Source organism: Palleronia sediminis (assembly GCF_004358695.1).
In the GTDB taxonomy this organism is placed as follows: Bacteria; Pseudomonadota; Alphaproteobacteria; order Rhodobacterales; family Rhodobacteraceae; genus Palleronia; species Palleronia sediminis.
This window is the reverse complement of sequence record NZ_SNAA01000004.1, coordinates 177,191-200,814: the sequence shown is the minus strand read 5'-3', so window position 1 is coordinate 200,814 and position 23,624 is coordinate 177,191. Positions and strand designations below refer to the sequence as shown.

Genomic DNA, 23,624 nt, shown 5'->3' with positions numbered 1-23,624 from the left:
CCGTATCTCATGGCCCACCTCTCAGCCTGTAGGGGCGGCGCGACCCTCGGGCCGCGCCGCCTGCCGGAAACGCCGGCTTACTGGAACACCGCGTCGGGGTCGTCGAGGCTGTCGGACCCCTCGAAGGCGATGGCATCGACGCCGAGCGCGGTCACCGCACGCTCGATCTCGCGGGTCTGCGCGATCAGCCCGTCGATGGCGGCCTGGATCAGCGCGCCGCCCGCCTCGTTCGCGGGGTCGAGCATCATGTCGTAATGCATTCCCGCCTCGGCGGCGAGCTTGAGCTCGGTCATCTCCATCTGCGTATGATCGAGCGCGGCCCCCAGCGCGTCGGCCACGGCCGGATCGGCCTCGGCCAGCAGGTCGCGCAGCGACGGACCCGAGGTCACGGTGCCGTCGACCCCGACATAAGAGCCGTTATAGACGTTCCGAATGCCCAGAGCGTCGTAGAAATGGTCATTATGGGTGTTGTCGGCAAAGCAGGAATGTTCCTCTTCGGGATCGTTGAGCAACAGGCCGAGCTGCATCCGCTCTCCGGCCTGCTCGCCGTAGGACAGGCTGCCCATGCCGGTCAGGATGCGCGAGACGCCGTCCTCGTCGCCCAGCACCGCCTCGCGCGCCTCGCCGCCCTGCCCCCAGGCATTCGCCATGTATTCGAGATCGGACACCAGCAGGTCGGTCGCCGCCTTGAGATAGGCGCCGCGCCGGTCGCAATTGCCCCCCGTGCAGGCATCGCCCGCGGCGTAATCGGTCCAGGGACGCTGGCCCGCCGTCGCGTCATAGGCGCCGATATCCTGGCCCCAGAGCAGGAACTCGATCGCGTGATAGCCGGTGGCCACGTTCGCCTCGGCGCCGCCGGCCTCGTGCAGCGTCTCCTCCAGCAGGGCGGGCGTGATCTCGCGCGCATCGACCTCCTCGCCCGAAAGGGTAAAGACCTCGTTGGCCACGACGTTGAGATTGGCGGCCGGGTTCGCCTCGGTCCCCTCGGTGGGGGCGCTGCCCGCGGCCACGACATAGTCGATCAGCCCCTCGTCCAGCGGCCAGGCGTTCACGCGGCCCTCCCAATCGTCGACGATGGGGTTGCCGAAGCGATAGACCTCGGTTTGCTGATAGGGCACGCGCGCGGCCAGCCAGGCCTCGCGCGCGGCCTGGAACCGCTCGGCCGACGGCTCGGCCAGGAAGGCGTCGATGGCGGTTTGCAGCGTTTTCGCGGTGGTCAGGCTGTCGGTATAGCCGGCCTGCGCGATATCGGCATAGGTCGCCAGCACATCCGCGCGGTCGACGGCGAGAACGGGGGTGGCAAGCGCGGCGCAAAGCGCGGCGGCGGTCAACTTGTGCACGGGGGGATCTCCGGGTTCATGTCATGGCGTCGTCGCGACGAAACGGAAGGCCGTTCGCCTGCCGCTGAAAGCTGACAAAACTTGTCGGAGATTGCAATAGGCGATCAAACGGGTCGGGTTTGCGGCCGCGGTGCCGCCCCGGACCGTGCCGCGCTCAGACCACGATGATCCAGACCACGGCGAGGCTGACGACCAGGTAGACCAGCGTGTTGACCAGCCAGCGGATCAGCGCCGCCTCGCCCTCGGGGTTCAGACCGAGCTTTTCGCAGACCTTGGTGCCCGGCCACAGGATCGCTTCGGAGAGGGTCATATCGTCGCTCCTTGAGGCGCAATGCCGTTCGGTCACAGATATGGCTTCATATTCGGCATTGCAAAGTCTAAATATCACCCATGCAACTCGACAAGTTCACCGATTACGCGCTGCGCGTCATGATGACCCTGGCCGTCAAGAGCCCCGACAGGGTCTCCGTCTCCGAGATCGCCACGATCTTCGGTCTGTCCGAGAACCACCTGGCCAAGATCGCCAGCCGCCTCTCGCGCGAAGGGTTCGCGACCGCCGTGCGCGGGCGCAACGGCGGCCTCACCCTGGCCCGCCCCGCCGACGAGATCACCGTCGGCGCCATCGTGCGCGCGATGATGCGCGGCAACGCGGTGGTGGAGTGTTTCGGCTCGGACCGGTCCTGCCTGATCCTGCCCGCCTGCGGCCTGCGAACCCCCCTCGCCCGCGCGCAGGAGGCCTTCTTCCGCACGCTAGACGACTACACGCTGGCCGACATCACCGCCTCGAAACGTGACCTCGCGACGCTGCTGGCGGGGTGAACCGGGCGGATGCACGCCTCCTGCATGGCAGCATCTGGATTGGGGCAAGCGGCGCGCTGGACCGTCCACGAATCTCCGAATGAAAGCAAGCCTTACACCCGCCGCGCCGCCGGCATGGTGCAGGAAAGACGAACAGAACGGTGGGAACAGTTTCCGCAAACGTGGAGACACGCCGTAAAGCGTCGACACTTCAATTTTGCTAGAAAGGTAATGGCGCGCTGGGGAGGATTCGAACCCCCGACCCTCTGATTCGTAGTCAGATACTCTATCCAACTGAGCTACCAGCGCGTGGCGCGGTTGCTAACGGCCCTGCGGGGGTTTGGCAAGGGGGCCTGTCGCGATTTCGCCCGGCGCGGCGCTCGGCGCGGCCGGCCCTGCGCATATGCACATGACCTGCGCCCGAAGCCGGGTTTGCGTGCGCCCGCCCAAAGGCTAGGTCCATCCCCGACACGCATCCACACCCGCGGAGGACGATATGGGCAAACTGGTCGACGGCATCTGGAAGGACGTCTGGTACGATACCGAAAGCACGGGCGGCAAGTTCGAGCGCTCCACCCAGGAGTTCCGCAACTGGATCACCCCCGACGGCGCGGCCGGCCCGACCGGCACCGGCGGCTTCAAGGCCGAGGCGGGCCGCTACCACCTCTATGTCTCCTATGCCTGCCCGTGGGCCAACCGGGCGCTGTTCTTTCTCAGGCTCAAGGGGCTCGAGGACCTGATCGGCGTCTCGGTCGTGCATCCCGACATGCTGGGCGAAGGGTGGGAGTTCCGCACCGATTTCCCCGGAACGACCGGCGACCGGGTCTTTGGCCTGCCCTTCCTGCGCGACGTCTATCTGCGCGCCGTCCCCGACATGAGCGGCCGCGTCACCGTCCCGCTGCTCTGGGATCTCGAGCAGAACACCATCGTCAACAACGAAAGCGCCGACATCATCCGCATGTTCAACTCGGCCTTCGACGGGATCACCGGCAATACCGACGATTACTGGCCCGAAGAGCTGCGCGACGCCATCGAGCCGGTGAACGCGCGCATCTACGACACCCTCAACAACGGGGTCTACAAGGCCGGGTTCGCCACCACCCAATCGGCCTATGACGACGCCGTGGGGCCGCTGTTCGACACGCTCGACTGGCTCGAGGAACGGCTGGGCGAGAACCGTTACCTGATGGGAGACCGCCTGACCGAGGCCGATTGGCGGCTGTTCTCGACGCTGGTGCGGTTCGATCTCGTCTATCACACGCATTTCAAGTGCAATCGCAACTACCTGCGCGACTACCCCAACCTCTGGGCCTATAACCGCGAGCTCTACCAATGGCCCGGCATCGCCCAGGAGGTGAAGTTCGACCATTTCGTGCGGCACTATCATTACAGTCACGACACCGTGAACCCGCACCGGATCATCCCGATCAACCCGGTTCTCGACTGGACCGAACCGCATGGCCGGGGCTGAGCGGCGGCGCGGAACCCCATGAAACAAGGGCGGCGGGCGGCTCCGGGGCGGGGTCGGTGCCGCCCGTCCGGCGCCCGCGCGCCTGACGCTACGGCACTTGCGTGAACGAAAGGCGCTGCTATGCGGTTGAGGTCCAACCCTCGCAAGGACCGATCATGCGCCCTGCCCTTCTTGCCCTCGCCCTCGCCCTGTCCGCCGGTGCCGCCGGCGCCGAAGAGGCCCCACTCGTCGCCTGCGGCGGCAGCTTTGCCGATTTCAAGACGCGCATCGCCGATCACGCCATCGGCATGGGCCACGATCCGGCCGAGGTGCGCGCGTTCCTCTCGGGCGTCCGGCAGGATCAGCGCACGCTAGACGCCGACCGGCGGCAGGGGATCTTCACCACGCCCTTCACCGAGTTCGCGCGGCGGCTGATCTCGGAGAACCGGCTGGTGGCGGGGCGGCGCAACGCGCGGGAATGGGACGCGATCTTTGACCGTGTCGAGGCCGAGTTCGGCGTCGATCGCACCGTTTTGCTGGCCTTCTGGGCGTTCGAGACCGATTACGGCGCCATCCAGGGCGATTCCAACACCGTCAATGCCCTGGCGACGCTGGCCCATGACTGCCGCCGCCCCGAACTGTTCCAGCCGCAGCTTCTGGCGGCGCTCGACCTCTACCGCCTGGGCGATCTGGACCCGGCGACCACCACCGGCGCCTGGGCGGGCGAGATCGGGATGGTGCAGATGCTGCCCGAGGACATCCTGCTTAACGGCGTCGACGGCGACGGCGACGGCCATGTGCGGCTCAAGACCAGCGTGCCCGATGCGCTCATGTCGGGGGGCAAGATGCTCAACGATCTCGGATGGCGCCCGAACGAGCCCTGGATCGAGGAAGTCGCCCTGCCCGCCGATTTCCCCTGGGGCGAGGCCGCGCTCGAGGTCACGCGTCCGGCCGCCGAATGGCAGGCGATGGGCGTGCGTCCGCGCGACGGCACGCTCGACCGGCCCGACCTCGCGGCGTCGATCGTGCTGCCGCAGGGCAAGGACGGGCCGGCCTTTCTGGCCTATCCCAATTTCAACGTGTTCTTCGAATGGAACCAGAGCTTTACCTACGTGCTGACCGCCGCCTATTTCGCCACGCGGCTGGGCGGGGCCGAGGTGTTCGACGCCGGCAACCCGGCGCCCGGACTGTCGGATGCCGAGATGAAGGACCTGCAATCCCGGCTGGCCGCGCGCGGCCATGACGTGGGCAAGATCGACGGGATCCTCGGCGCGGGCACCCGTGCGGCGGTGCGCGCCGAACAGGCCCGGCTGGGCCTGCCCGCCGATGCCTGGCCCACTCGGCAGCTTCTGAACGCGCTGTGAGATGACCATGACCCCCGACACGCCCCCCGCGATCCTGACCGTAACGCTGAACCCCGCGCTCGACCTCTCGACGCTCACCCCCGAGGTGGCGCCGGGCCGCAAGCTGCGCTGCTCGGCGCCGCGGCTCGATCCGGGCGGCGGCGGCATCAACGTGTCCCGGCTGGTGTCGCGGCTGGGCGGCGACACCACCGCCTTTGTCGCGCTGGGCGGCGGCGTGGGGATGCGGCTGGTCTCGGCGTTGCAAGCCGAACATATCTCGACCCGGATCATTCCCATCGCGCACGAGACGCGCACATCGTTGTCGGTGACGGACGGGGCGACGGGGGCGCAGTATCGCTTCATGCTGCCCGGACCGGAACTGTCTGCCGCCGAATACGAGGCCGCGGCCACCGCCCTGGCCGAAGAGGCGGCGACAGGCGATTTCGTCGTCATCTCGGGCTCGCTGCCTACGGGCGCCGCGCCGGACGTGCCCGCGCGGCTCTTGTCCGCGCTGGCGGGCAAGCGGGTGCGGCTCGTCATCGACACCTCGGGCGCGGCGCTCGACTATCTCGTGACGCACCCCGCCCCCGAGCCGTCGGCCCGCCCCGAGATCCTGCGCTTCGACCATCACGAAGCCGAAGAGGCCGCCGGCCGCCCCCTGCCCGAGCGGCTCGACACCGCCCGTTTCGCGGCCGAGCTGGTCGCGCGCGGCGCGGCGCGGCGCATCGTCGTCGGCCGTCAGTCCGAGGGCAACATCCTCGCCGATGCCGATGGCGTCTGGTTCGCCCGTGCCGCCCCGGTCAAGGCGGTCTCGACCATCGGCGCGGGCGACAGCTTTCTCGCGGCGCTGACATGGTCGATGGCCCGCGGCGAAACCGCGGCCGAGGCGTTGCAATGGGGCACCGCCGCCGCATCGGCCGCCGTGACCACCCCCGGCACCCAGATCTGCGACCCCGACACCGTGATCGCGCTGCGCCCCGAATGCAGGCTCGAACAGATCGCCCTGTGACGGCGGCCCGCCGTCCGGTCAGGCCACCATCGCCTCGGCCCGTTTCAGATCGACGCTGACAAGCTGGCTGACCCCCTGCTCGGCCATCGTCACGCCGAACAGCCGGTCCATCCGCGCCATCGTCACCGCGTGATGCGTGATGACAAGGAACCGCGTCTCGGTGCGGCGGGTCATCTCGTCCAGCAGGTCGCAAAACCGCGTCACGTTGGCATCGTCGAGCGGGGCGTCGACCTCGTCCAGCACGCAGATCGGTGCCGGATTGGCGAGGAACACCGCGAATATCAACGCCATGGCGGTCAGGGTCTGCTCGCCCCCCGACAAGAGGCTCAGCACCGACAGGCGCTTGCCCGGCGGCTGGCACAGGATCTCGAGTCCCGCATCCAGCGGGTCGTCGGATTCGATCAGTTCGAGCCGGGCCTCGCCCCCGCCGAAAAGATGGGTGAACAGCGTGGCGAAATTGGCGTTCACCTGCTCGAACGCGGTCAGCAGACGTTCGCGCCCCTCGCGGTTCAGCCCCGCGATGCCGCGGCGCAGCTCGGCGATGGCCGCGTCGAGATCGGTCTTTTCCCGAACCAGCAGGTCATGTTCGTCCTGCACCTCGCGGGCGTCGTCCTCGGCGCGCAGGTTCACCGCGCCCATGCCGTCGCGCTGACGGCGCAGCCGCGCGATCTCGTCCTCGATCTCGGCGGCGGGCGGCATCCTTTCGGGATCGGCGCCCAGCGTGGCAAGCAGCCGCTCGGGGGCGAGGTCCAGATCCTCGCGGATGCGGGCGGCGGCGGCCTGCGTCGTCGCGGTGGCGGCATCGGCGGCGGCCTGCGCGGCGGCACGCCGTTCGCGCGCCTCGCCCGCGGAACGCTCGGCCTCGCGCTCAGCGGCGGCGGTGGCGCGCAGGTGCTCCTCGCCCGCCGACAGGGCATCGGCGGCGGCCTGGCGGCGCGTTCCGGCCTGTGCCAGCCCCTCGGCCAGCCGGGTGCGCCGCGCGGCAAGGCGGGCGGGCTCTTCGCGGGCGCGGGCAAGCTCGTCCTCGGTGCGGGCACGGCGGCGCGCGATCTCGTCGAGCCGCCCGCCCGCGCTGCCCTGCCGCGCCTCCCATCCGCCGATCTCGCGGGCAATGGCGGCGAGGCGCCTCGCCCGCGCCTCGCCCTCGCGCCGCAGGGCGTCCAGCGCCGACCGGCGCGCCATCGTCCCCGCCCGCGCGGCGTCGACCTCGGCCCTGAGCGTCGCCGTTCCCGCCCTGAGCGCCCCCAGGTCGTCGAGCCCGGCCAACGCGCTTTCGGCCTCGGACAGGCGGGCGGCCGCCGCGTCGCGATCCTCGGCCCCGCGGGCAAGCCGCGCCCGCGCCGATTCCAGACGCCCCTCGGTCAGGGTCGCCTCGGCCTCGGCCTTCGACCGGGCGCGCGACGCATCCGACAGCGCGGCTTCGGCTGTGCGGCGCGTGGTCCGGGCCGCGCGCTCGGCGGCGGTGGCTTGCGCCAGTCGCTCGGTCAACTCGCGCGCTTGGGCCGCCTCGGTCTCGGCCCCGGCGCGGGTCTCGTCGATCTCGCGGCCGAGCGCGGCGAGCCGGTTCACCTGTTGCAGCCGCAGCCCCGCCGCACTCGGCGCGTCGCTTGCCGCCACGGCATAGCCGTCCCAGCGCCACAAATCGCCCTCGGGGCTGACGAGGCGCTGACCGGGGCGCAGGCCGGGTTGCAGCCGCGCGCCATCCGCCGCCGCGACCACCCCCGTCAGCGCCAGCCGTCGCGCCAGCACCGGCGCGCCCTCGACATGGGGGGCGAGCGGCGCGGCACCCTCGGGCAGGGGCGGTGCGTCGTCATAGGGGGCGAGCCCGCGCCAGCCGGTGCCCGACGCGGTTTCCGGCGCGCGCAGCTCGTCGGCAAGCGCGGCGCCCAGCGCGGCCTCGAACCCCTCGGCCACGCGCAGCGCGTCGAGCAGGCCCGCCGCGCCCCCCGCCCCCCGCGCGATCAGCCCCGATAGCGCGCGCGCCTCGGCCTCGAGCGCGCCGAGCCCGCTTTGCGCGGCGGCGGCACGGGCGCGGGCGGCGCTTTCCTCGGCCTCGATCCGGGCGCGGGCCTCTTCGGCGGCGGCCTGATCGGCCTCGGCCTGCGCGGCGGCGGTCGTCACCTCGGCGATCCGCGCCTCGGAGGCGGCACGCGCCGTCCCGGCCGCCTGCCCCGCGGCCTGCGCTTGCGTCACGGCCTGCCCCGCCTCGTCCACGGTGCGGCTGGCGCGCGCGTGATCGGCGCGCGCATCCGCGACCGCGCGTTCGGCGGATTGGTGGCGCGCGGCCAGCCGGGCGACATCCTCGGTGCGCTGCGACAGGGCGGCCTCGCGCTCGGCCAGATGGCGCGCGGCGTCCTCGGCCGCGGCCGCGGCCTGCGCCAGTGCCGCCTCGTGCCCGGTATCGGCGGCGCCGAGCTCGGCCTCTTCGGCGCGCAGGGCAGCCAGTGCCCCGTCGGCATCCGCGCCCAAGGCCGCCTCCCGCTCGGCATCGCGGGCGATCTGGCGCAGCCGCCCGTCGAGCCGCGCGATCAGGTCGTCGGCGCGGCGGATCTCGTCGTCGAGCGTCGCGGCCTCGATCCCCAGACGTTGCACGATGGCCGCGGCGATGCCGTCCTCCTCCTTCAGGGCGGGCAACGCGGCCTCGGCGGTTTCGCGGTCGGTGGCGGCTGCGCGGGCCTGCCGTTCGGCGGCGGCGGCCTCGGTTTCGCGGTCGGTCAGGGCGGCGCGCGCGGCCTCGCGCGCGGCATCGGCCTCGCGCCAGCGGCGGTAAAGCAGCAGCCCCTCGGCCTCGCGCAGCCGCGCGCCGATCTCGCGATAGCGCGCCGCCTGCCGCGCCTGCCGGGCGAGGGTGCCGAGCTGGGCGGCGAGCGCCTCGATCGTGTCGTCGACGCGCAGCAGGTTGGCCTCCGCGCTTTTGAGCTTGAGCTCTGCCTCGTGGCGCCGCTGGTAAAGCCCCGCGATCCCGGCCGCGTCCTCGAGGATGCGGCGCCGCGCCTTGGGCTTGGCGCTGATGAGCTCCGAGATCTGTCCCTGCCGCACAAGCGCCGGCGATTGCGCGCCGGTAGAGGCATCGGCGAACAGCATCTGCACGTCACGCGCCCGCACGTCGCGCCCCTGCGCCTTGTAGGCGCTGCCCGCGTCGCGGGTGATGCGGCGCACGATCTCGATGACGCCCGCATCGTTGAACCCCGCAGGCGCCAGCCGGTCGGCATTGTCGACGGTCAGAGACACCTCGGCGAAATGGCGCGCGGGGCGGCGCGCGGTCCCGGCAAAGATCACGTCCTCCATGCCGCCGCCGCGCATGGCGGTGGGGCGGTTCTCGCCCATGACCCAGCGCAACGCCTCGAGCAGGTTGGACTTGCCGCAGCCGTTCGGCCCGACCACGCCCGTCAGCCCGCGTTGGATCACGAGATCGGTCGGGTCCACGAAGGACTTGAATCCGTTCAGCCTGAGCCGGGTGAACTGCATGGGCGCCCCTTGCCTGCGTCGGGTCGCAGGATCGGGCCGCGCCGGGCGCAAGTCAACCGCCGCGCGCGACATAGACCCCGCAGCGCGCGCCTACCCCCCAGATGTTGCGGCCGGGCCGAGGGGGGTCAGTCGTCGTCGTGCGGCTCGGGGCCGCGGATCGGCTTGTCGCGCCGTTCGTCGATGGCGAAATCCTCGTCCCCGGTCGAGGGCTTGTCGAGGGGCGTCTTGCCGGTCTTGCCGGGCTCGGCATGGCTGATGCCGAAATCGCTCGATTTGGTCTTGTCGCTGTCGCGTGTCATGTGACCTCCGTTCTGGCGGGGGAAACGCGGGCGGCCGGGCAAGGGGTCCGCCCGGCGCGCGAAAGCCTACCGCTTCAGACTGTCGCGGATCTCGAGCAGCACGTCGAGCTGGCTCGGCCCGGTCTTCACCTCGGGTTCGACATCGTCGGGACGTTCGGCGATGGCCTTGATCCGGTTCACGAATTTCACCAGCAGGAACACCACGAAGGCGATGATGAGAAAGTTGATGCAGGCCGTGACGAAGGCGCCATAGGCAAAGATCGCCGCCCCGGCCTCGCGCGCGGCGTCGAGCCCAAGGCCCGGCGGCACCTCGCCCGAGAGCACGACATACATCGCGGTGAAATCCACCCCGCCCAGCAGCAGGCCGATCACCGGGTTGATGAGATCGTTGACCAGCGACGACACGATGGCGGTAAAGGCCGCGCCGATGATGATCCCGACGGCGAGATCCATGACATTGCCCTTGGCAATGAAATCCTTGAATTCCCTGAGCATATTCCGGTCCTGTCCAATCCGCGCGGACACCTCCGCGCCGGTCGCAGGAAACGGGCATCCGCCCCGCCCGGTCAAGCGCCGCGCACAACGCCCCTGCGCCTGCGCGGGTGGCGGGCGGCGCGGGGGCCGCTAGCTTGACGCGACATACCCAACAGGAGCGACCCGATGTCTCTTTCAGACTTTCCCGTGACGCGGAAATGGCCCGCCCGCGACCCGTCCGTGATCCAGTTGTATTCCTATCCGACGCCCAACGGGGTCAAGGTGTCGATCATGCTCGAGGAAACGGGCCTGCCCTACGAGCCGCATCTGGTACGGCTCGGCGACGAATACGTGCGCAGCCCCGAGTTCCTGTCGCTCAGCCCCAACAACAAGATCCCCGCGATCATCGACCCCGACGGGCCGGACGGGCGCCCCATCGGACTATGGGAATCGGCCGTGATCCTGACCTGGCTCGCCGACAAGACGGGCCGTTTCGGCGGCGAGGGCGCGCGCGGCCGGATCGAGGTGCAGACCTGGCTCACATGGCAGGTGGCCGGGCTCGGCCCGATGTTCGGGCAGATGGGCCATTTCGTGAAGCTCGCGAAAGAGGACGTGCCCTATGGCAAGGCGCGCTATACCGACGAGGCCAAGCGGCTGCTCGCCGTGCTCGAGACCCGGCTCGAGGGGCGCGACTGGGTGGCGGGCGACTATTCCATCGCCGATATCGCTATCGCGCCGTGGCTGAACGCGCTTGCCTTCTACGAGGCGCAGGACGCCGTCGGCTGGGACGATTTCCCGTGGGTCAAGGCCTATACCGCCCGGTTCTACGAACGCGAGGCGGTGGGCCGCGGCAAGCGCATCCCCGACCCCGACGGCCCGGAGGGCTGACAGCCCCCATCGCCCGGCGCAGCCCATGCGGGGCGCGCCGGATCGAGGGGCGGGGGGGGTGTTTTCGACATCCCCCCGTATGACGAAAGAGTGGCGGCGCCGCCCTTGGTTCGTGGTCGCGGAGAGAGGGTGACGGGGCGCTACCCCCGGCCGTGAATCCCACCGGTGAGACCGTTGGCAGCCCGTCCGATTTCCAGGCCGGACAGGCCCCGATCCCGCTGTTCCTTCATGCGCGCCCCAGTGTCATGCCACGCCGCGCATGAAGATCGCGTTAACGCGGCGCGCTCAGCCCGGCAGCTTGCCGGTCAGGACGTAGCGCAGGCAATCCACCACTTGCTCGGGCGTCTCGCAGACGGCATTGGCCGCGGCATCGACCTCTTTCAGCGGGTGGGCATGTTCCGGATCGTGCAGCACGATCAAGGGCTTGCCCAGCGCCGCGGCCATCCCGGCATCGAAGGCCGCGTTCCATTGCTTGTATTTCTCGCCAAAGCGCACGACCACGACATCGGCCTGCCGCAGGCCCAGCCCGGTGCGGATCGCGTTGAGCGACGCGCCCTTGCGGTCGTGCCAGAACTTGTCGTCCTCGGGCCCCATGATCGCCACGCCGCAATCGTCGCTGGCGGCGTGATCGGTGACGGGCGCGGTAAAGGTGATGCCCAAGCCCTCGGCGCCGGTCTCGATACGCTCGCGCCAGTCGGTGTGGATTTCGCCGCTGAGATATACCTTCATCAGGCCAGACCCTCCGTTCCCATGTCGATGAATTTCTGCCGCCGCGCCTGGCGCAGGGTGTCGCGGTCCATGCCGTCGAACCCGGCGAGCATGGATTTCAGCGCCTCGCCGACGGCGGCGATCGTCTCTTTCGGGGCGCGCTGCGCGCCGCCCAGCGGTTCGGGAATTACGCGGTCGATGACGCCGAGCTTGCGCAGGTCCTGCGCGGTCAGGCGCAGCGCCTCGGCGGCCTCGCGCATCTTGTCGCTGTCTTTCCACAAAATCGAGGCGCAGCCCTCGGGCGAGATCACCGAATAGATCGAATGTTCGAGCATCGCGACCGCATTGGCCGCGGCAAAGGCCACGGCGCCGCCCGACCCGCCCTCGCCGATCACGACCGACACCAGCGGCACCCCGACCTGGAGGCATTTCTGCGTCGCGCGGGCGATGGCCTCGGACTGGCCGCGTTCCTCGGCGCCCTTGCCGGGATAGGCGCCGGGCGTGTCGATCAGCGTGATGACCGGGATATCGAACCGGTCGGCGATGTTGATGAGACGGCGCGCCTTGCGATAGCCTTCGGGGCGGGCCATGCCGAAATTGTGCTCGAGCCGCGACCGCGTGTCGTGGCCCTTTTCGTGGCCGACCACCATCACCGCGCGCCCGTCGAGCCGGCCGATCCCCGTCACCACCGCCTGGTCGTCGGCAAAGGCCCGGTCCCCCGCAAGCGGCATCCAGTCGGTGAACAGCTCGCGCACGTAGTCGCGGCAATGCGGCCGTTCGGGATGGCGCGCGACCTGGCATTTCTGCCAGGGCGTGAGGTTGCGATACAGCGCCTCGAGCCGGGCGCGGGCCTTTTCGTCCAGCGCGCGCGCCTGGTCGGACACGTCCTCGGCCCCTTCGCCGCGCGACATGGTCCGAAGTTCCTCGGCCTTGCCCTCGATCTCGGAAAGCTGCTTTTCGAAGTCCAGATACTGCATGTCGCCCTCCGGTCGCGCCGCGATTGGCCTAGCCGCACCGGCCGGGAAGTTCAACGCCCCGCGCCCGGCCGGGGTTGCCCCCCCCGCTCGGCGCTTGACCGATCCGGCGCGACAGGGCATCCGCGCGGCAAAGCAACCGGAGCCCGGCCCATGACCCGCATCGTCTATGTCAACGGCGACTACCTGCCCGAGGATGCCGCGCGCGTCTCGGTCTTCGACCGCGGGTTTCTCTTTGCCGACGCCGTCTACGAGGTGACGAGCGTGCTGGGCGGGCGGCTGATCGATTTCGACGGCCATGCCGCGCGGCTCGAACGGTCGCTGGGCGAGCTGGGCATGCCGATGCCGATGCCGCGTGACTCGCTGCTCGCGGTTCACCGCGACCTCGTGGCGCGTAATTCCATCGAGGACGGGCTGATCTATCTGCAGGTGACGCGCGGCGCGGCCGACCGCGATTTCGCCTATCCCGACGCCGACACGCCGCAGACCGTGGTTCTGTTCACGCAGGCCAAGCCGGGGCTTGCCGACACCCCCGCCGCGCGCGAGGGCATCCGCGTCGTGTCGCTGCCCGACCTGCGCTGGGGCCGGCGCGACATCAAGACGGTGCAGCTACTCTATCCGTCCATGGCCAAGATGGAGGCCAGGGCCCGCGGCGCCGACGACGCCTGGATGATCGAGGACGGCGCCGTGACCGAAGGCACGTCGAACAACGCCTATATCGTCAAGGACGGACGCATCGTGACCCGCGGGCTGGGCCACGAGATCCTGTCGGGCATCACCCGCGCGGCGGTTCTGAGGCTCGCGCGCGAGGCGCAGATGCAGATAGAAGAGCGGCCCTTTACCCTCGACGAGGCCCGCGCCGCCGACGAGGCCTTCGTCACCTCGGCCTCGGCCTTCGTGCTGCCGGTGATCGAGATCGACGGGGCGGCGGTGGGCGGCGGCACCCCCGGCCCGGTCGCGCGGCGCCTGCGCGAGATCTATATCGACGAAAGCCGCCGCGCGGCGCTGTAAGGGTTCAGTCGCGAAAGGCGTCGCTGCGCAGGATCTGCTCGATCCGGCGCCGTGTCTCGACGCGCGAACGCCCGCCCGCCACCATCGCCATGTGCAACGCCGCGGCCTGTGCCAGCGTCAGCGCCTCGGGGGCGATGGCCACGCCGTAGAAGGCCGCGCGCCGCGCCACGCTCAGCGCGAGCTGCGGGTTGGGGCGCGCGACCGTGTCGCCCCGCTGGTCCGCCACGGCCGCCGCGGGCAACGCGAGGCAGGCGGCCAGCAGGGCGGCGGCGATCCGTGTCATGTCGCGTGCTTGTGCGACTCGGCAAAGGCGGCCTTTTGGTCGTCGCTCGCCTCGGTCTGGTGCGCGGCGCGCCACTCGGCATAGGGCATGCCGTAAAAGGCCTCGCGCGCATCCTCCTTGCCCATGTCGATGCCGCGCTCGGCCGCGGCCTCCTGATACCAGCGGCTCAAGCAGTTCCGGCAGAACCCGGCGAGGTTCATCATGTCGATGTTCTGCACGTCGCTGCGGGCCTGCAAATGATCGCGCAGCCGGCGGAACGCGGCCGCCTCGAGTTCGGTTCTTGTGGCGTCGTCCATGCGGTCTCTCCCCTGTCGCTCGTCTTGCAGGTGTGGGCCGCGGGGCGATGCGTCAAGCCCGCCGCACCGGCCCTGTTGCGGCCAAAAGGGCTTTCGCCCATAAGCCTGAAATACGCTAACGGGAGTATGTCATGAGACGCCTGCGGAAGATCAAGATCGTCGCGACCCTCGGCCCCGCCTCGAGCGATTACGAGTGCATCCGGGCCCTTTTCGAGGCCGGCGCCGACGTGTTCCGCCTGAACATGAGCCACGGCAACCACGACGAAATCGCCGAGCGGCACCGCATCATCCGCAAGGTCGAGGCCGATGTCGGCCGGCCCATCGCGATCCTTGCCGACCTCCAGGGGCCCAAGCTGCGCGTCGGCGCCTTTGCCAGGGGCGAGGAACATCTCGAGGTGGGGCAGAGCTTCAGGCTCGATCTCGATCCCGCCGAGGGCGACGCGACGCGCGTCCAGCTTCCGCACAAGGAAATCTTCGACGCGCTCGAGCCCGACGCGACCCTGCTGGTCAATGACGGCAAGATCCGGCTCAAGGTGCGCGACTGCGGCCCCGATCATGCCGATTGCGAGGTCATGGTGGGCGGCACCATCTCGAACCGCAAGGGCGTGAACGTGCCCGACGTGGTGCTGCCGCTGGCCGCGCTCAGCGAAAAGGACCGCGAGGATCTCGAGTTCCTGTGCGAGCTGGGCATCGACTGGCTCGCGCTGAGCTTCGTGCAGCGGCCCGCCGATGTCGATGAGGCGCGTGAGCTGGTCAAGGGCCGCGCCGCGCTGATGTCCAAGATCGAGAAACCCGCCGCCGTCGCCCAGTTCGAGGCGATCCTCGCGGCCTCGGACGGCATCATGGTCGCGCGCGGCGATCTGGGCGTCGAGCTGCCGGTGCAGAACGTGCCCCCGATCCAGAAGCGGCTGGTGCGCAAGTCGCGCGCCGCGGCCAAGCCGGTGATCGTGGCCACCCAGATGCTCGAGTCGATGATCGATTCGCCCGTCCCCACCCGCGCCGAGGTCAGCGACGTGGCCACCGCCATCTACGAGGGCGCCGACGCCGTGATGCTCTCGGCCGAATCGGCCGCCGGGTCCTTCCCGGTCGAGGCGGTGACGACGATGAACAACGTCGCGATCGAGGTCGAGCACGACCCCACCTATCTCGCCGTCATCAACGCCAGCCGCGGCGGGTTCAAGGAAACGGTGGCCGACGCCATCGTGTCGGCCGCGCGCGAGATCGCCGAGACCACCGATATCAAGGCGATCTGCTGCTTTACCGAATCGGGCCGCACCGCGGTTCTGGTCGGGCGCGAGCGGCCGAGCGTCCCGATCATCGCGCTGACCACGATCCCCGCCACCGCGCGGCGGCTGTGCATGAGCTGGGCCATGCATTGCGTGCTGACCGGCGAGGTCGAACGCTTCAAGCAGGCGGTGATCTATGCCATCCGCGCCGCCCGCGACGAGGGTTTCGCCGAGCCCGCCGACCAGATCGTCGTGACCGCGGGCGTGCCCTTCGGGACCGCCGGCACGACCAACATCCTGCGCGTCGCCCCCTGCGAAGAGCGGCTGATCTCGGCGACCGACCCCGGATGATCGACGCGCTCGGGCAGATCGACCCCGACTACGCCATCGTCGCGGGCGTTCTGCTCATCGCGCTCGGCGTGCCGTCGCTTTTGGCGGCCTTCGCCGACCGCCGCCTGCCGCTGGTCGCGATCGTGCTTTGCGCGATCGGGGGCGGGCTGATCTGGCTGGTGTTCCGCGAATATCCGGGCATCTACGATTTCGCCGAGATCCCCCATTCCTTCGTCCGCGTCGTGGCGCAGATCGTGAACTGACCCGGCGGCCCGCGGGTCTTGCGCGGGGCGCGCGATCTGCCTATAGACCGCGCTTCAACCGCGGGGGCCGGCCGATGTGGCATGCCGAGTCCCCCGCGCGACACCGACCCCGCACGAGGAGACGGAAATGCCCAAGATGAAGACGAAATCGAGCGCGAAAAAGCGTTTCAAGGTGACGGCGACCGGAAAGGTCATGGGCGGCCATGCCGGCAAGCGGCACGGCATGATCAAGCGATCGAACAAGTTCATCCGCGACGCCCGCGGAACCCGTGTGCTGAGCGAGCCCGACCAGAAGCTCGCCAAGCGCTACATGCCCTACGCCGGTTAAGGAGGTCCGACCATGGCCCGAGTCAAAGGTGGAACGACCACCCACGCCCGTCACAAGAAGGTCATCAAGGCCGCGAAAGGCTATTACGGCCGCCGCAGCACCGCCTTCCGCACCGCCACCCAGGCCGTCGACAAGGCGAACCAGTACGCCACGCGCGACCGCAAGAACCGCAAGCGCAATTTCCGCGCGCTGTGGATCCAGCGGATCAACGCCGCCGTCCGCGCCCATGACGAATCGCTGACCTATTCGCGCTTCATCAACGGTCTGGCGCTGGCCGGGATCGAGGTCGACCGCAAGGTGCTGGCCGATCTCGCCGTGCACGAGCCCGATGCGTTCAACGCCATCGTCGACCAGGCGAAAGGCGCCCTGCCGGCCTGAGCCGCGCGCGCATCGCCAGCGATTCAAGGGCCGCCCCGTCACCGGGCGGCCCTTTTCCGTTCGGGGGCGGGCGCCGCGTTTACGCGATCTTCACCCGCGGCGGCTATCCATGGCGGCGAGAGCTCTTGCGCGTCCGGGCTTACATCCCGGCGCGGTCGATCCACGGGGCGCGGCTCATCGGCCGCGCCATGTCCACGATCACGCGGCCGGGATGGCATCCGGTCCGCGCGGGCAGTCCATGACCGGATCACATCGGGGCCGGCGCCGGCCCCTCTTTTACACCACGCACGCGACCCGGCCCGCCAGATCGGCGGTCAGCCGGGCCGCGGCGTTGGCGCATCGCCCTCCGGCCTGCCTTGTCATGCAGCGACCCGCGCGGTAGCACCGCGCGCGGACTGCCCTCAAGGAGGCCGGAATGGACGACCTGCGCGCGAAATACCTGTCCCGCATCGACGCGGCCACCGACGAGGCCACGCTCGAGGACACGCGGCTTGCCGCCATCGGCAAGAAGGGCGAGGTGTCGCTGGCCATGCGCGAACTGGGCCGCATGACCCCCGAAGAGCGGCAGGAGGCCGGTCCGCGCCTCAACGCGCTCAAGGACGAGATCACCTCGGCCATCGCCGCGCGCAAGGCCGCGCTCGAGGATGCCGCGCTCGAGGAACGGCTGTCGCGGGAATGGCTCGACGTGACGCTGCCCGCGCGGGGTGCGCCCGATCCGGGCCGCGGCACGATCCACCCCGTCAGCCAGGTCTGGGAAGAGATCACCGCGATCTTCGGCGACATGGGCTTTGCCGTGGCCGAGGGGCCGCAGGTCGAATCGGACTGGTACAATTTCGACGCGCTGAACATCCCCGCCCATCACCCCGCCCGGCAGGAACACGACACGTTCTACATGTCGCGCGCGGCGGGCGACGACCGGCCGCCCCATGTGCTGCGCACCCATACTTCGCCCGTGCAGATCCGCACGATGGAGGCGCAGGGCGCGCCCCTGCGCGTCATCTGTCCCGGCCGCACCTTCCGCGCCGATTACGACCAGACGCACACGCCGATGTTCCACCAGGTCGAGGGGCTGGCGCTGGATCGCGATATCTCGATGGCCCACCTGAAATGGGTGCTCGAGCAGTTCTTTACCGCATTTTTCGGCACCGAGGTCCGCACCCGGTTCCGCGCCTCGCATTTCCCCTTTACCGAGCCGTCGGCCGAGGTCGACATCCAGTGCAGCTTCGAAGGGGGCACGGTCAAGGTCGGCGAGGGCGACGGCTGGCTCGAGGTTCTGGGCTCGGGCATGGTTCATCCCAAGGTGCTCCGCGCGGGCGGCATCGACCCCGAGCAATGGCAGGGCTTTGCCTTCGGCATGGGGATCGACCGGCTTGCGATGCTGAAATACGGCATCCCCGACCTGCGCGCCTTTTTCGACAGCGACCTGCGCTGGCTGCGCCATTACGGCTTCGGCGCGCTCCAGGTTCCGACGCTGCGCGCGGGGGTCTGACGGCGGGCCGGTCGGGCGTAGGGTTCGGGGCGGTTCGGCCGCCCGGACCTCAGCCCGCGGGCAGGACGCCGGCGCGGCAGAGGAAGTTCAGCGGCGACGGTTCCCTGGACATGGCCGAGCCGGGGCAGAGCGCCCCCAGCGATACCGTCCCGATCAGCGGCAGGTTCGGACCGACGGCCCGGACCGCCGGCACGGCGACCAAGAAAAGCGCGATCAGGATAAGGATGGGTCCACGATGTGTCATGCGGTGATTTTCGGCCCGAATTGTGGCACGATTGTGTCAGACAGCCTTAGTTTTGCCTAAACTGTCTGTTTCCAAAACGGGTCGAGGTCAGCTTTTCATTTCCCCATCCGTGGGCTAACCCCCACTCGCCATGCCACAAGCGGGAAGCCGGAGATGAAGTTCACCCTGTCCTGGCTCAAGGACCACCTCGACACCGACGCGTCGCTCGACACCATCGCCGAGGCGCTGACCGATCTCGGCCTCGAGGTCGAGGATATCTCGGACCCCGCCGCCCGCCTGCGCCCCTTTACCATCGGCAGGGTTCTCGCGGCCGAGCCGCATCCCGATGCCGACCGTCTCAGGGTGTGTCGCGTGGCCACCGCCGCGGGCGAAAGCCAGATCATCTGCGGCGCGCCCAATGCCCGTGCCGGGATCACCGTCGTCGTGGCCGCGCCGGGCACCTATGTTCCGGGCATCGACACCACCATCCAGATCGGCCGCATCCGGGGCGTCGAGAGCCACGGCATGATGGCCTCGGAACGCGAGCTCGAGCTGTCCGACGAACACGAGGGCATCATCGAACTGCCCGAGGAGTCGGCCGCGTCGGAGGTCGGAACCAGCTTTGCCGACTGGCTGGCCGCGAACCGCCCCGGCGCCGTCGATCCGGTGATCGAGATCGCGATCACCCCCAACCGCCCCGATGCGCTGGGCGTGCGGGGCATCGCGCGCGACCTCGCCGCACGGGGGCTCGGACGGCTCAAACACCGTGATCCGGTCACGGTCGAGGGCGCCTTTCCCTGCCCCATCGGCGTCTCGATCGACGACGACGCGCTGGACGACGCGCCGCATTTCACGGGGCGGCTGATCCGCGGCGTGGTCAACGGCCCCTCGCCGCGCTGGTTGCAGGAGCGGCTCAAGGCCATCGGGCTGCGGCCGATCTCGGCGCTGGTCGACATCACCAATTTCTTTACCTTCGATGCCAACCGCCCGCTGCACGTCTTTGACGCGGCCAAGGTGTCGGGCGATCTGCGGGTGCACCGGGCCGAGGGCGGCGAGACGCTGCGCGCGCTGGACGAGCGCGACTATACGCTCGCCCCCGGCATGATCGCGATCTCTGACGCCAATGGCCCCGAAAGCATCGCCGGCATCATGGGCGGGGCGCCCACCGGCGTCGGCGAGGACACGACCGACGTGTTCCTCGAATCGGCCTACTGGACCCCGGTGCGGATCGCGCAGACGGGCCGCGCGCTCAAGATCAACTCGGACGCGCGCTACCGCTTCGAACGGGGGGTCGACCCGGCCTTCACCCGCGCCGGCCTCGAGGAAGCGACGCGGATGATCCTCGATCTGTGCGGCGGCGAGGCCTCGGACGTGGTCGAGGCCGGCGCCGCGCCCGATCACGCGCGCCGCTACCGGCTCGACACCGACCGGGTGCAAAGCCTCGTGGGGATGGAGATCGACCCGGCCACGCAACGCGCCTCGCTCGAGGCGCTGGGTTTCGCGCTCGATGGCGACATGGCGGCGGTTCCGTCCTGGCGGCCCGACGTGCAGGGCGAGGCCGACCTCGTCGAAGAGGTCGCGCGCATCGCCTCGCTCACCCGGCTGGCGCCGCGCGCGCTGCCGCGGCCGCGCCCCGGCGTGCCGGCCCCGATCCTGACGCTCGCCCAGTCGCGCGAGCAGACCGCGCGCCGCTCCTGCGCCGCGCTCGGCATGAACGAGGTGGTGAGCTATGCCTTCGTCGACCGGGCCTCGGCCGAGCTGTTCGGCGGCGATGCTGCGCTGGCGCTCGAGAACCCGATCAGCCAGGACCTGTCGCATCTGCGGCCCTCGCTGCTGACGGGGCTGCTGCTGGCCGCGGCGCGCAACCAGAAACGCGGGCAGTCCGACCTTGCCCTTTTCGAGGTCGGCGCGGGCTTTACCGGCGGCGAGCCGGGCGACCAGCGGACCGAGGCGGCGGGGCTTTTCGTCGGGGCGACCGGCCCCAAGGATCTGCACGGCACCGCACGCCCGCGCGATGCCTTCGACGCCAAGGCCGCGGCCGAGGCGGTGCTGGCCGCCATCGGCGCCCCCGCCAACGCCCAGATCCGGCGCGACGGCGAGGCATGGTGGCATCCGGGTCGGCACGGGCAGATCAGCCTTGGCAAGAAGGTGCTGGCCGTCTTTGGCGAGCTGCACCCGCGGGTGCTGCGCGCGATGGACGTGAAAGGCCCGGCCGTGGGTTTCGTCGTCTGGCCCGACGCCGTGCCGGCCCCGCGCCGCAAGGGCGCGGCGCGCGCGCGGCTCGACCTGTCGGACCTGCAACCGGTGGAGCGCGATTTCGCCTTCGTGCTGGATGCCCGGACCGAGGCGCAGACCGTCGTGGCCGCAGCCCAGGGCGCCGACAAGGCGCTGGTGGCCGATGTGCGCGTCTTCGACCGGTTCGAGGGGGCGAGCCTCGGCGAGGGCAAGATCTCGCTCGCCATCGCGGTGCGGCTGCAACCCCAGACCGCGACCCTGACCGAGCCCGAGATCGAGGCCGTATCGGCGAAGATCGTCACCAAGGTCGAGGCCGCGACGGGCGGGACGCTCAGGCGCTAGGGGGCCGGGTCCCGCGCGGGCGGCGGCAGCGGCGCGGTCCAGCCCGCCTCGGCCATTAGCGCGTCCGAGCGGGTCTCGATCCTGTCGCGCAGCTCTTCGATGAAAGCCTCGCGATCGAGCCCCGGCGCGATGGGTTCGAGGAACTCGACCACGCCCAGCCCCGGCGACCGCCGCAGCCCGCTGCGCGGCCAGAACACCCCGACATTGGTCGCCACGGGCACACAGGGTTCGGAAAGCTGCTCGTAGAGGATCGCGGCGCCGGTCTTGTAGGGCAGATCGGCCCCCGGCGCGGTGCGCGTGCCCTGCGGATAGATGACGAGCTGTCCGGGCCGGGTGCCGCGCCCGGCATTCACCCCCTCGATCATCTGGGCCACGGCGCGGCCCTTGCGGCCCCGGTCGACCGGAACGCAGCCGATGCGCGTGGCGTACCAGCCGACGATGGGGGTGCGCAAAAGCTCTTTCTTCATGATGAATTTCGGCGCGGGCAGGACCGAACACAGCAGGATGATGTCAAAGAAAGACTGATGCTTGGACGCGATCAGCACCTCGCCCTGGGGCACGGGGCCGCGCACCTCGGATGCGAGCCCGCAGATCGCCCGCGCCGACCAGCGGACATAGCGGCAATAGCTGCGGATGGCGCGACTGGCCCCGTCGGGCCGCGTCAGCACCACCGGCAGCCATGCCAGCGCCATGACCGCCATCACGAGGTACATCTGCCCGATGAACAGGGCCGAGCGCAGGTAGAGCCACAGCCTCACGGGATGGCCCTGAGCGCGCGAAAGGCGGCCATGCGGGTCGCGAGGAACGCGACCACCGCGGTCAGGAACGGCACCGGAAGCGGCGCGAGCCATCCCGCCCCGGAAAAGCCCAGCCCGGTCAGGAACCCGCCCCCCGTGGCGACCTCGGGCAAGCTCCAGATCGCGAGCATGCCGGCCAGCGTGCCCAGCGCGGCGCCGGTCAACGCGCGAAAGGTGAACCGGCGCACGAAGGCGCGCGCGATGAACCCGTCCTGCGCCCCGACCAGCCGCAGCACCTGCAAGACCTGCCGGTTCGCGGCCAGGGCCGAGCCCGCCGCCAGCGTCGTCATCGCCGCCGTCATCAGCGCGATCAGCGCCATCGCCCCGATGCCGAGCCAGCTCAGCCGTTCGGCCGCGGCGATCAGCGGGCGGCGCCAGGCGGTGTGATCGTCAAGCACCGCGCCCGGCACCTCGGCCCGCAGCCGCAGGCGCAGCCCCTCGGCGTCGAACCCCGCGGGGGCGGTGACGATCTCGACCAGCTGCGGGATCGGCAGCGTCTCGACCGGCAGATCGGGGCCGAAGAACGGCGCCAGCAACGCCTGCTGCTCGGTCGCGTCCAGCGCGCGGGCCTGCGCCACCCCCGGCGTCGCGCCGAGGATCTCCAGCACCGCCTCGGTCTGGGCCGCGCGCTGCTCCGATGGCGCCGAGATGCGGATGGTCGCGCTTTGCGCCAGCGCCTCGCCCCAGCGGTCGGCCAGCCGTTCGGTCGCCATCGACAGCGCCAGCGCGAAAACGGCGAGAAAGGCCATCCCGGCGGCGGTGAACTGGGTCAGCCGCGCGGTAAAGCCCGTGGGCGGCACCACCCCGTCCGAGCCGCGCTCGGGCCGGGTAATCGACATGGCGTCCGAGATCAGCGTCACAGGTCCGCCCCCGCCATTTCCAGCCGCCCGGCCCGCAGCCGCAGAACCCGCGCGTTGGCCTGTCCCTTGGCCGCGCGGATCAGGTTCAGGTCGTGGCTCGCGATCAGCACCGATTTGCCCATGCGGTTCAGCTCGATCAGCAGGGTCAGCAGCTTGAGCGACATCTCCCAGTCGACATTGCCGGTCGGCTCGTCGGCGAGGATCACGTCGGGCGACAGGATCAGCGCGCGGGCGAGCGCGGCACGCTGCCTCTCGCCGCCCGACAGCTCGGCCGGCAGGGCATGGGCGCGATCCGCGAGCCCCACCCAGGCGATCAGCTCGTCGATCTCGGCACGATGCGCGGTCAGCGATTCGCCCGCCACCGACAGCGGCAGGGCCACGTTGTCGCGCAGATTCATGTGATCGAGGAACCGGCAATCCTGGTGAACGACGCCCACCCTGCGGCGCAGCATCGCGATCTCGTCGCGGCGCATCCGGCTGGCGGGCCGGCCGAAGGCCATGACCTGCCCGCCCGAGGGCGTCAGTTCGAGATAGCACAGCTTGATGAGCGTGGTCTTGCCCGCGCCGGACGGTCCGGTGAGGAAGTGAAAGGATCCGGGCACGAGCGCGAGATTGATATCGGTCAGCAGGGCGGTCCCGTCATATCCGTACCTGACGTCGCTCAGCTCGATCACGTTGCACTCCCCCCGGCGGGGGTGTTTTGCCTCACTCGGGGCGCCGATTCAATCGTCCGTGTCGGCAAGGCTTTGAAAGCCCGGCGCGAATCGCTAGAAACGCTCACAGCCGCCCGCGGGACCGGAGTTTCGGGCGGC

At 70.1% G+C, this 23,624-nt stretch carries 25 protein-coding genes and 1 tRNA gene; 12 read left to right on the top strand and 14 right to left on the bottom strand.

The features are described from left to right. Nucleotides 1-77: 77 nt before the first annotated feature. Nucleotides 78-1,340, bottom strand: a complete 1,263-nt coding sequence (locus tag E2L08_RS05860) for an imelysin family protein (RefSeq protein ID WP_133396119.1) — start codon at nucleotides 1,338-1,340, stop codon at nucleotides 78-80. A gap of 154 nt (nucleotides 1,341-1,494) precedes the next feature. Continuing rightward, nucleotides 1,495-1,650 (bottom strand): hypothetical protein, encoded by a 156-nt coding sequence (locus tag E2L08_RS16955; protein WP_168771059.1) that lies wholly within the window; start codon nucleotides 1,648-1,650, stop codon nucleotides 1,495-1,497. An 80-nt stretch (nucleotides 1,651-1,730) separates the two neighbouring features. Here E2L08_RS16955 and E2L08_RS05855 point away from each other — a divergent pair, with 80 nt between their 5' ends. Beyond that, nucleotides 1,731-2,159, top strand: coding sequence for an RrF2 family transcriptional regulator (locus E2L08_RS05855; protein WP_133396118.1), 429 nt, complete (start codon nucleotides 1,731-1,733; stop codon nucleotides 2,157-2,159). Between the two features lie 211 nt (nucleotides 2,160-2,370). Here the strand turns inward: E2L08_RS05855 and E2L08_RS05850 are convergent. Further along, nucleotides 2,371-2,447: transfer RNA gene (locus E2L08_RS05850), tRNA-Arg, on the bottom strand. Nucleotides 2,448-2,634: 187 nt separating this feature from the next. Between E2L08_RS05850 and E2L08_RS05845 the strand changes: the two genes are divergently transcribed. The 3 genes from E2L08_RS05845 (at nucleotide 2,635) to E2L08_RS05835 (ending at nucleotide 5,940) form a co-directional block, all read left to right on the top strand. Next, the gene (locus E2L08_RS05845) at nucleotides 2,635-3,609 is read left to right on the top strand and encodes a glutathione S-transferase family protein (protein WP_133396117.1); all 975 of its coding nucleotides are present in this window, start codon (nucleotides 2,635-2,637) and stop codon (nucleotides 3,607-3,609) included. Nucleotides 3,610-3,764: 155 nt separating this feature from the next. Beyond that, nucleotides 3,765-4,952, top strand: a complete 1,188-nt coding sequence (locus E2L08_RS05840) for a lytic murein transglycosylase (protein ID WP_133396116.1) — start codon at nucleotides 3,765-3,767, stop codon at nucleotides 4,950-4,952. A 1-nt stretch (nucleotide 4,953) separates the two neighbouring features. Further along, nucleotides 4,954-5,940: a 1-phosphofructokinase family hexose kinase gene (locus tag E2L08_RS05835; protein ID WP_240758122.1), complete on the top strand. Its 987-nt coding sequence runs from the start codon at nucleotides 4,954-4,956 to the stop codon at nucleotides 5,938-5,940. Nucleotides 5,941-5,958: 18 nt separating this feature from the next. Here E2L08_RS05835 and E2L08_RS05830 read toward each other — a convergent pair whose 3' ends face one another. From E2L08_RS05830 to mscL, 3 genes are all read right to left on the bottom strand, one after another. After that, nucleotides 5,959-9,408, bottom strand: a complete 3,450-nt coding sequence (locus E2L08_RS05830; protein ID WP_133396115.1) for a chromosome segregation SMC family protein — start codon at nucleotides 9,406-9,408, stop codon at nucleotides 5,959-5,961. Between the two features lie 125 nt (nucleotides 9,409-9,533). Beyond that, nucleotides 9,534-9,707, bottom strand: coding sequence for a hypothetical protein (locus E2L08_RS16950; RefSeq protein WP_168771058.1), 174 nt, complete (start codon nucleotides 9,705-9,707; stop codon nucleotides 9,534-9,536). A 66-nt stretch (nucleotides 9,708-9,773) separates the two neighbouring features. Further along, nucleotides 9,774-10,202: a large conductance mechanosensitive channel protein MscL gene (gene mscL / locus E2L08_RS05825; RefSeq protein ID WP_133396114.1), complete on the bottom strand. Its 429-nt coding sequence runs from the start codon at nucleotides 10,200-10,202 to the stop codon at nucleotides 9,774-9,776. Between the two features lie 165 nt (nucleotides 10,203-10,367). Here mscL and E2L08_RS05820 point away from each other — a divergent pair, with 165 nt between their 5' ends. Next, entirely contained in the window at nucleotides 10,368-11,069 is a 702-nt protein-coding gene (locus E2L08_RS05820) for a glutathione S-transferase family protein (protein WP_133396113.1), read from the top strand. Nucleotides 11,070-11,354: 285 nt separating this feature from the next. Here the strand turns inward: E2L08_RS05820 and E2L08_RS05815 are convergent, their stop codons facing one another. Next, entirely contained in the window at nucleotides 11,355-11,798 is a 444-nt protein-coding gene (locus E2L08_RS05815; RefSeq protein ID WP_133396112.1) for a YtoQ family protein, read from the bottom strand. Continuing rightward, nucleotides 11,798-12,754 (bottom strand): acetyl-CoA carboxylase carboxyltransferase subunit alpha, encoded by a 957-nt coding sequence (locus E2L08_RS05810; RefSeq protein ID WP_133396111.1) that lies wholly within the window; start codon nucleotides 12,752-12,754, stop codon nucleotides 11,798-11,800. Before E2L08_RS05810 ends, E2L08_RS05815 begins: the two co-directional genes overlap by 1 nt. Nucleotides 12,755-12,904: 150 nt before the next feature. Here E2L08_RS05810 and E2L08_RS05805 point away from each other — a divergent pair, with 150 nt between their 5' ends. Beyond that, the gene (locus E2L08_RS05805; RefSeq protein WP_133396110.1) at nucleotides 12,905-13,762 is read left to right on the top strand and encodes a D-amino-acid transaminase; all 858 of its coding nucleotides are present in this window, start codon (nucleotides 12,905-12,907) and stop codon (nucleotides 13,760-13,762) included. A gap of 4 nt (nucleotides 13,763-13,766) precedes the next feature. On the opposite strand, the gene E2L08_RS05800 is transcribed toward E2L08_RS05805, so the two are convergent. Both E2L08_RS05800 and E2L08_RS05795 read right to left on the bottom strand, forming a co-directional pair. Then, a complete protein-coding gene (locus E2L08_RS05800; protein WP_133396109.1) occupies nucleotides 13,767-14,045 on the bottom strand; it encodes a hypothetical protein in 279 nt (92 codons plus the stop codon). Beyond that, nucleotides 14,042-14,341: a DUF1244 domain-containing protein gene (locus tag E2L08_RS05795; RefSeq protein ID WP_133396108.1), complete on the bottom strand. Its 300-nt coding sequence runs from the start codon at nucleotides 14,339-14,341 to the stop codon at nucleotides 14,042-14,044. Before E2L08_RS05795 ends, E2L08_RS05800 begins: the two co-directional genes overlap by 4 nt. A 131-nt stretch (nucleotides 14,342-14,472) precedes the next feature. Between E2L08_RS05795 and pyk the strand changes: the two genes are divergently transcribed. The 5 genes from pyk to pheS all read left to right on the top strand — a co-directional run bounded on the left by pyk (nucleotide 14,473) and on the right by pheS (nucleotide 18,355). Beyond that, complete coding sequence (gene pyk, locus E2L08_RS05790) at nucleotides 14,473-15,918, top strand: pyruvate kinase (RefSeq protein WP_133396107.1); 1,446 nt, start codon at nucleotides 14,473-14,475, stop codon at nucleotides 15,916-15,918. Further along, nucleotides 15,915-16,160: a TVP15 family protein gene (locus E2L08_RS05785; RefSeq protein ID WP_133396106.1), complete on the top strand. Its 246-nt coding sequence runs from the start codon at nucleotides 15,915-15,917 to the stop codon at nucleotides 16,158-16,160. The genes pyk and E2L08_RS05785 overlap by 4 nt, the downstream gene beginning before the upstream one ends. Before the next feature lie 127 nt (nucleotides 16,161-16,287). Beyond that, nucleotides 16,288-16,488, top strand: coding sequence for a 50S ribosomal protein L35 (rpmI, locus tag E2L08_RS05780; RefSeq protein WP_133396105.1), 201 nt, complete (start codon nucleotides 16,288-16,290; stop codon nucleotides 16,486-16,488). Nucleotides 16,489-16,500: 12 nt separating this feature from the next. Continuing rightward, complete coding sequence (rplT, locus tag E2L08_RS05775) at nucleotides 16,501-16,866, top strand: 50S ribosomal protein L20 (protein WP_133396104.1); 366 nt, start codon at nucleotides 16,501-16,503, stop codon at nucleotides 16,864-16,866. A 415-nt stretch (nucleotides 16,867-17,281) separates the two neighbouring features. Continuing rightward, nucleotides 17,282-18,355 (top strand): phenylalanine--tRNA ligase subunit alpha, encoded by a 1,074-nt coding sequence (gene pheS / locus E2L08_RS05770; protein ID WP_133396103.1) that lies wholly within the window; start codon nucleotides 17,282-17,284, stop codon nucleotides 18,353-18,355. A 49-nt stretch (nucleotides 18,356-18,404) separates the two neighbouring features. On the opposite strand, the gene E2L08_RS05765 is transcribed toward pheS, so the two are convergent. Beyond that, on the bottom strand, nucleotides 18,405-18,599 hold the full coding sequence (locus E2L08_RS05765; RefSeq protein WP_133396102.1) for a hypothetical protein: 195 nt from the start codon (nucleotides 18,597-18,599) through the stop codon (nucleotides 18,405-18,407). 153 nt (nucleotides 18,600-18,752) lie between these two features. Here E2L08_RS05765 and pheT point away from each other — a divergent pair, with 153 nt between their 5' ends. Beyond that, nucleotides 18,753-21,155, top strand: coding sequence for a phenylalanine--tRNA ligase subunit beta (gene pheT, locus E2L08_RS05760; protein WP_133396101.1), 2,403 nt, complete (start codon nucleotides 18,753-18,755; stop codon nucleotides 21,153-21,155). Here pheT and E2L08_RS05755 read toward each other — a convergent pair. The 3 genes from E2L08_RS05755 to E2L08_RS05745 are packed head-to-tail and all read right to left on the bottom strand — an operon-like array spanning nucleotide 21,152 to nucleotide 23,486. Beyond that, nucleotides 21,152-21,868 carry a lysophospholipid acyltransferase family protein gene (locus E2L08_RS05755; protein WP_240758128.1) on the bottom strand — a complete coding sequence of 239 codons (717 nt, stop codon included), beginning with the start codon at nucleotides 21,866-21,868 and terminating at the stop codon, nucleotides 21,152-21,154. The genes pheT and E2L08_RS05755 overlap by 4 nt on opposite strands. A 41-nt stretch (nucleotides 21,869-21,909) precedes the next feature. Then, the gene (locus E2L08_RS05750) at nucleotides 21,910-22,812 is read right to left on the bottom strand and encodes a cell division protein FtsX (protein WP_370450633.1); all 903 of its coding nucleotides are present in this window, start codon (nucleotides 22,810-22,812) and stop codon (nucleotides 21,910-21,912) included. Beyond that, nucleotides 22,809-23,486, bottom strand: a complete 678-nt coding sequence (locus tag E2L08_RS05745; RefSeq protein WP_133396099.1) for a cell division ATP-binding protein FtsE — start codon at nucleotides 23,484-23,486, stop codon at nucleotides 22,809-22,811. The genes E2L08_RS05750 and E2L08_RS05745 overlap by 4 nt, the downstream gene beginning before the upstream one ends. Nucleotides 23,487-23,624 lie beyond the last annotated feature (138 nt).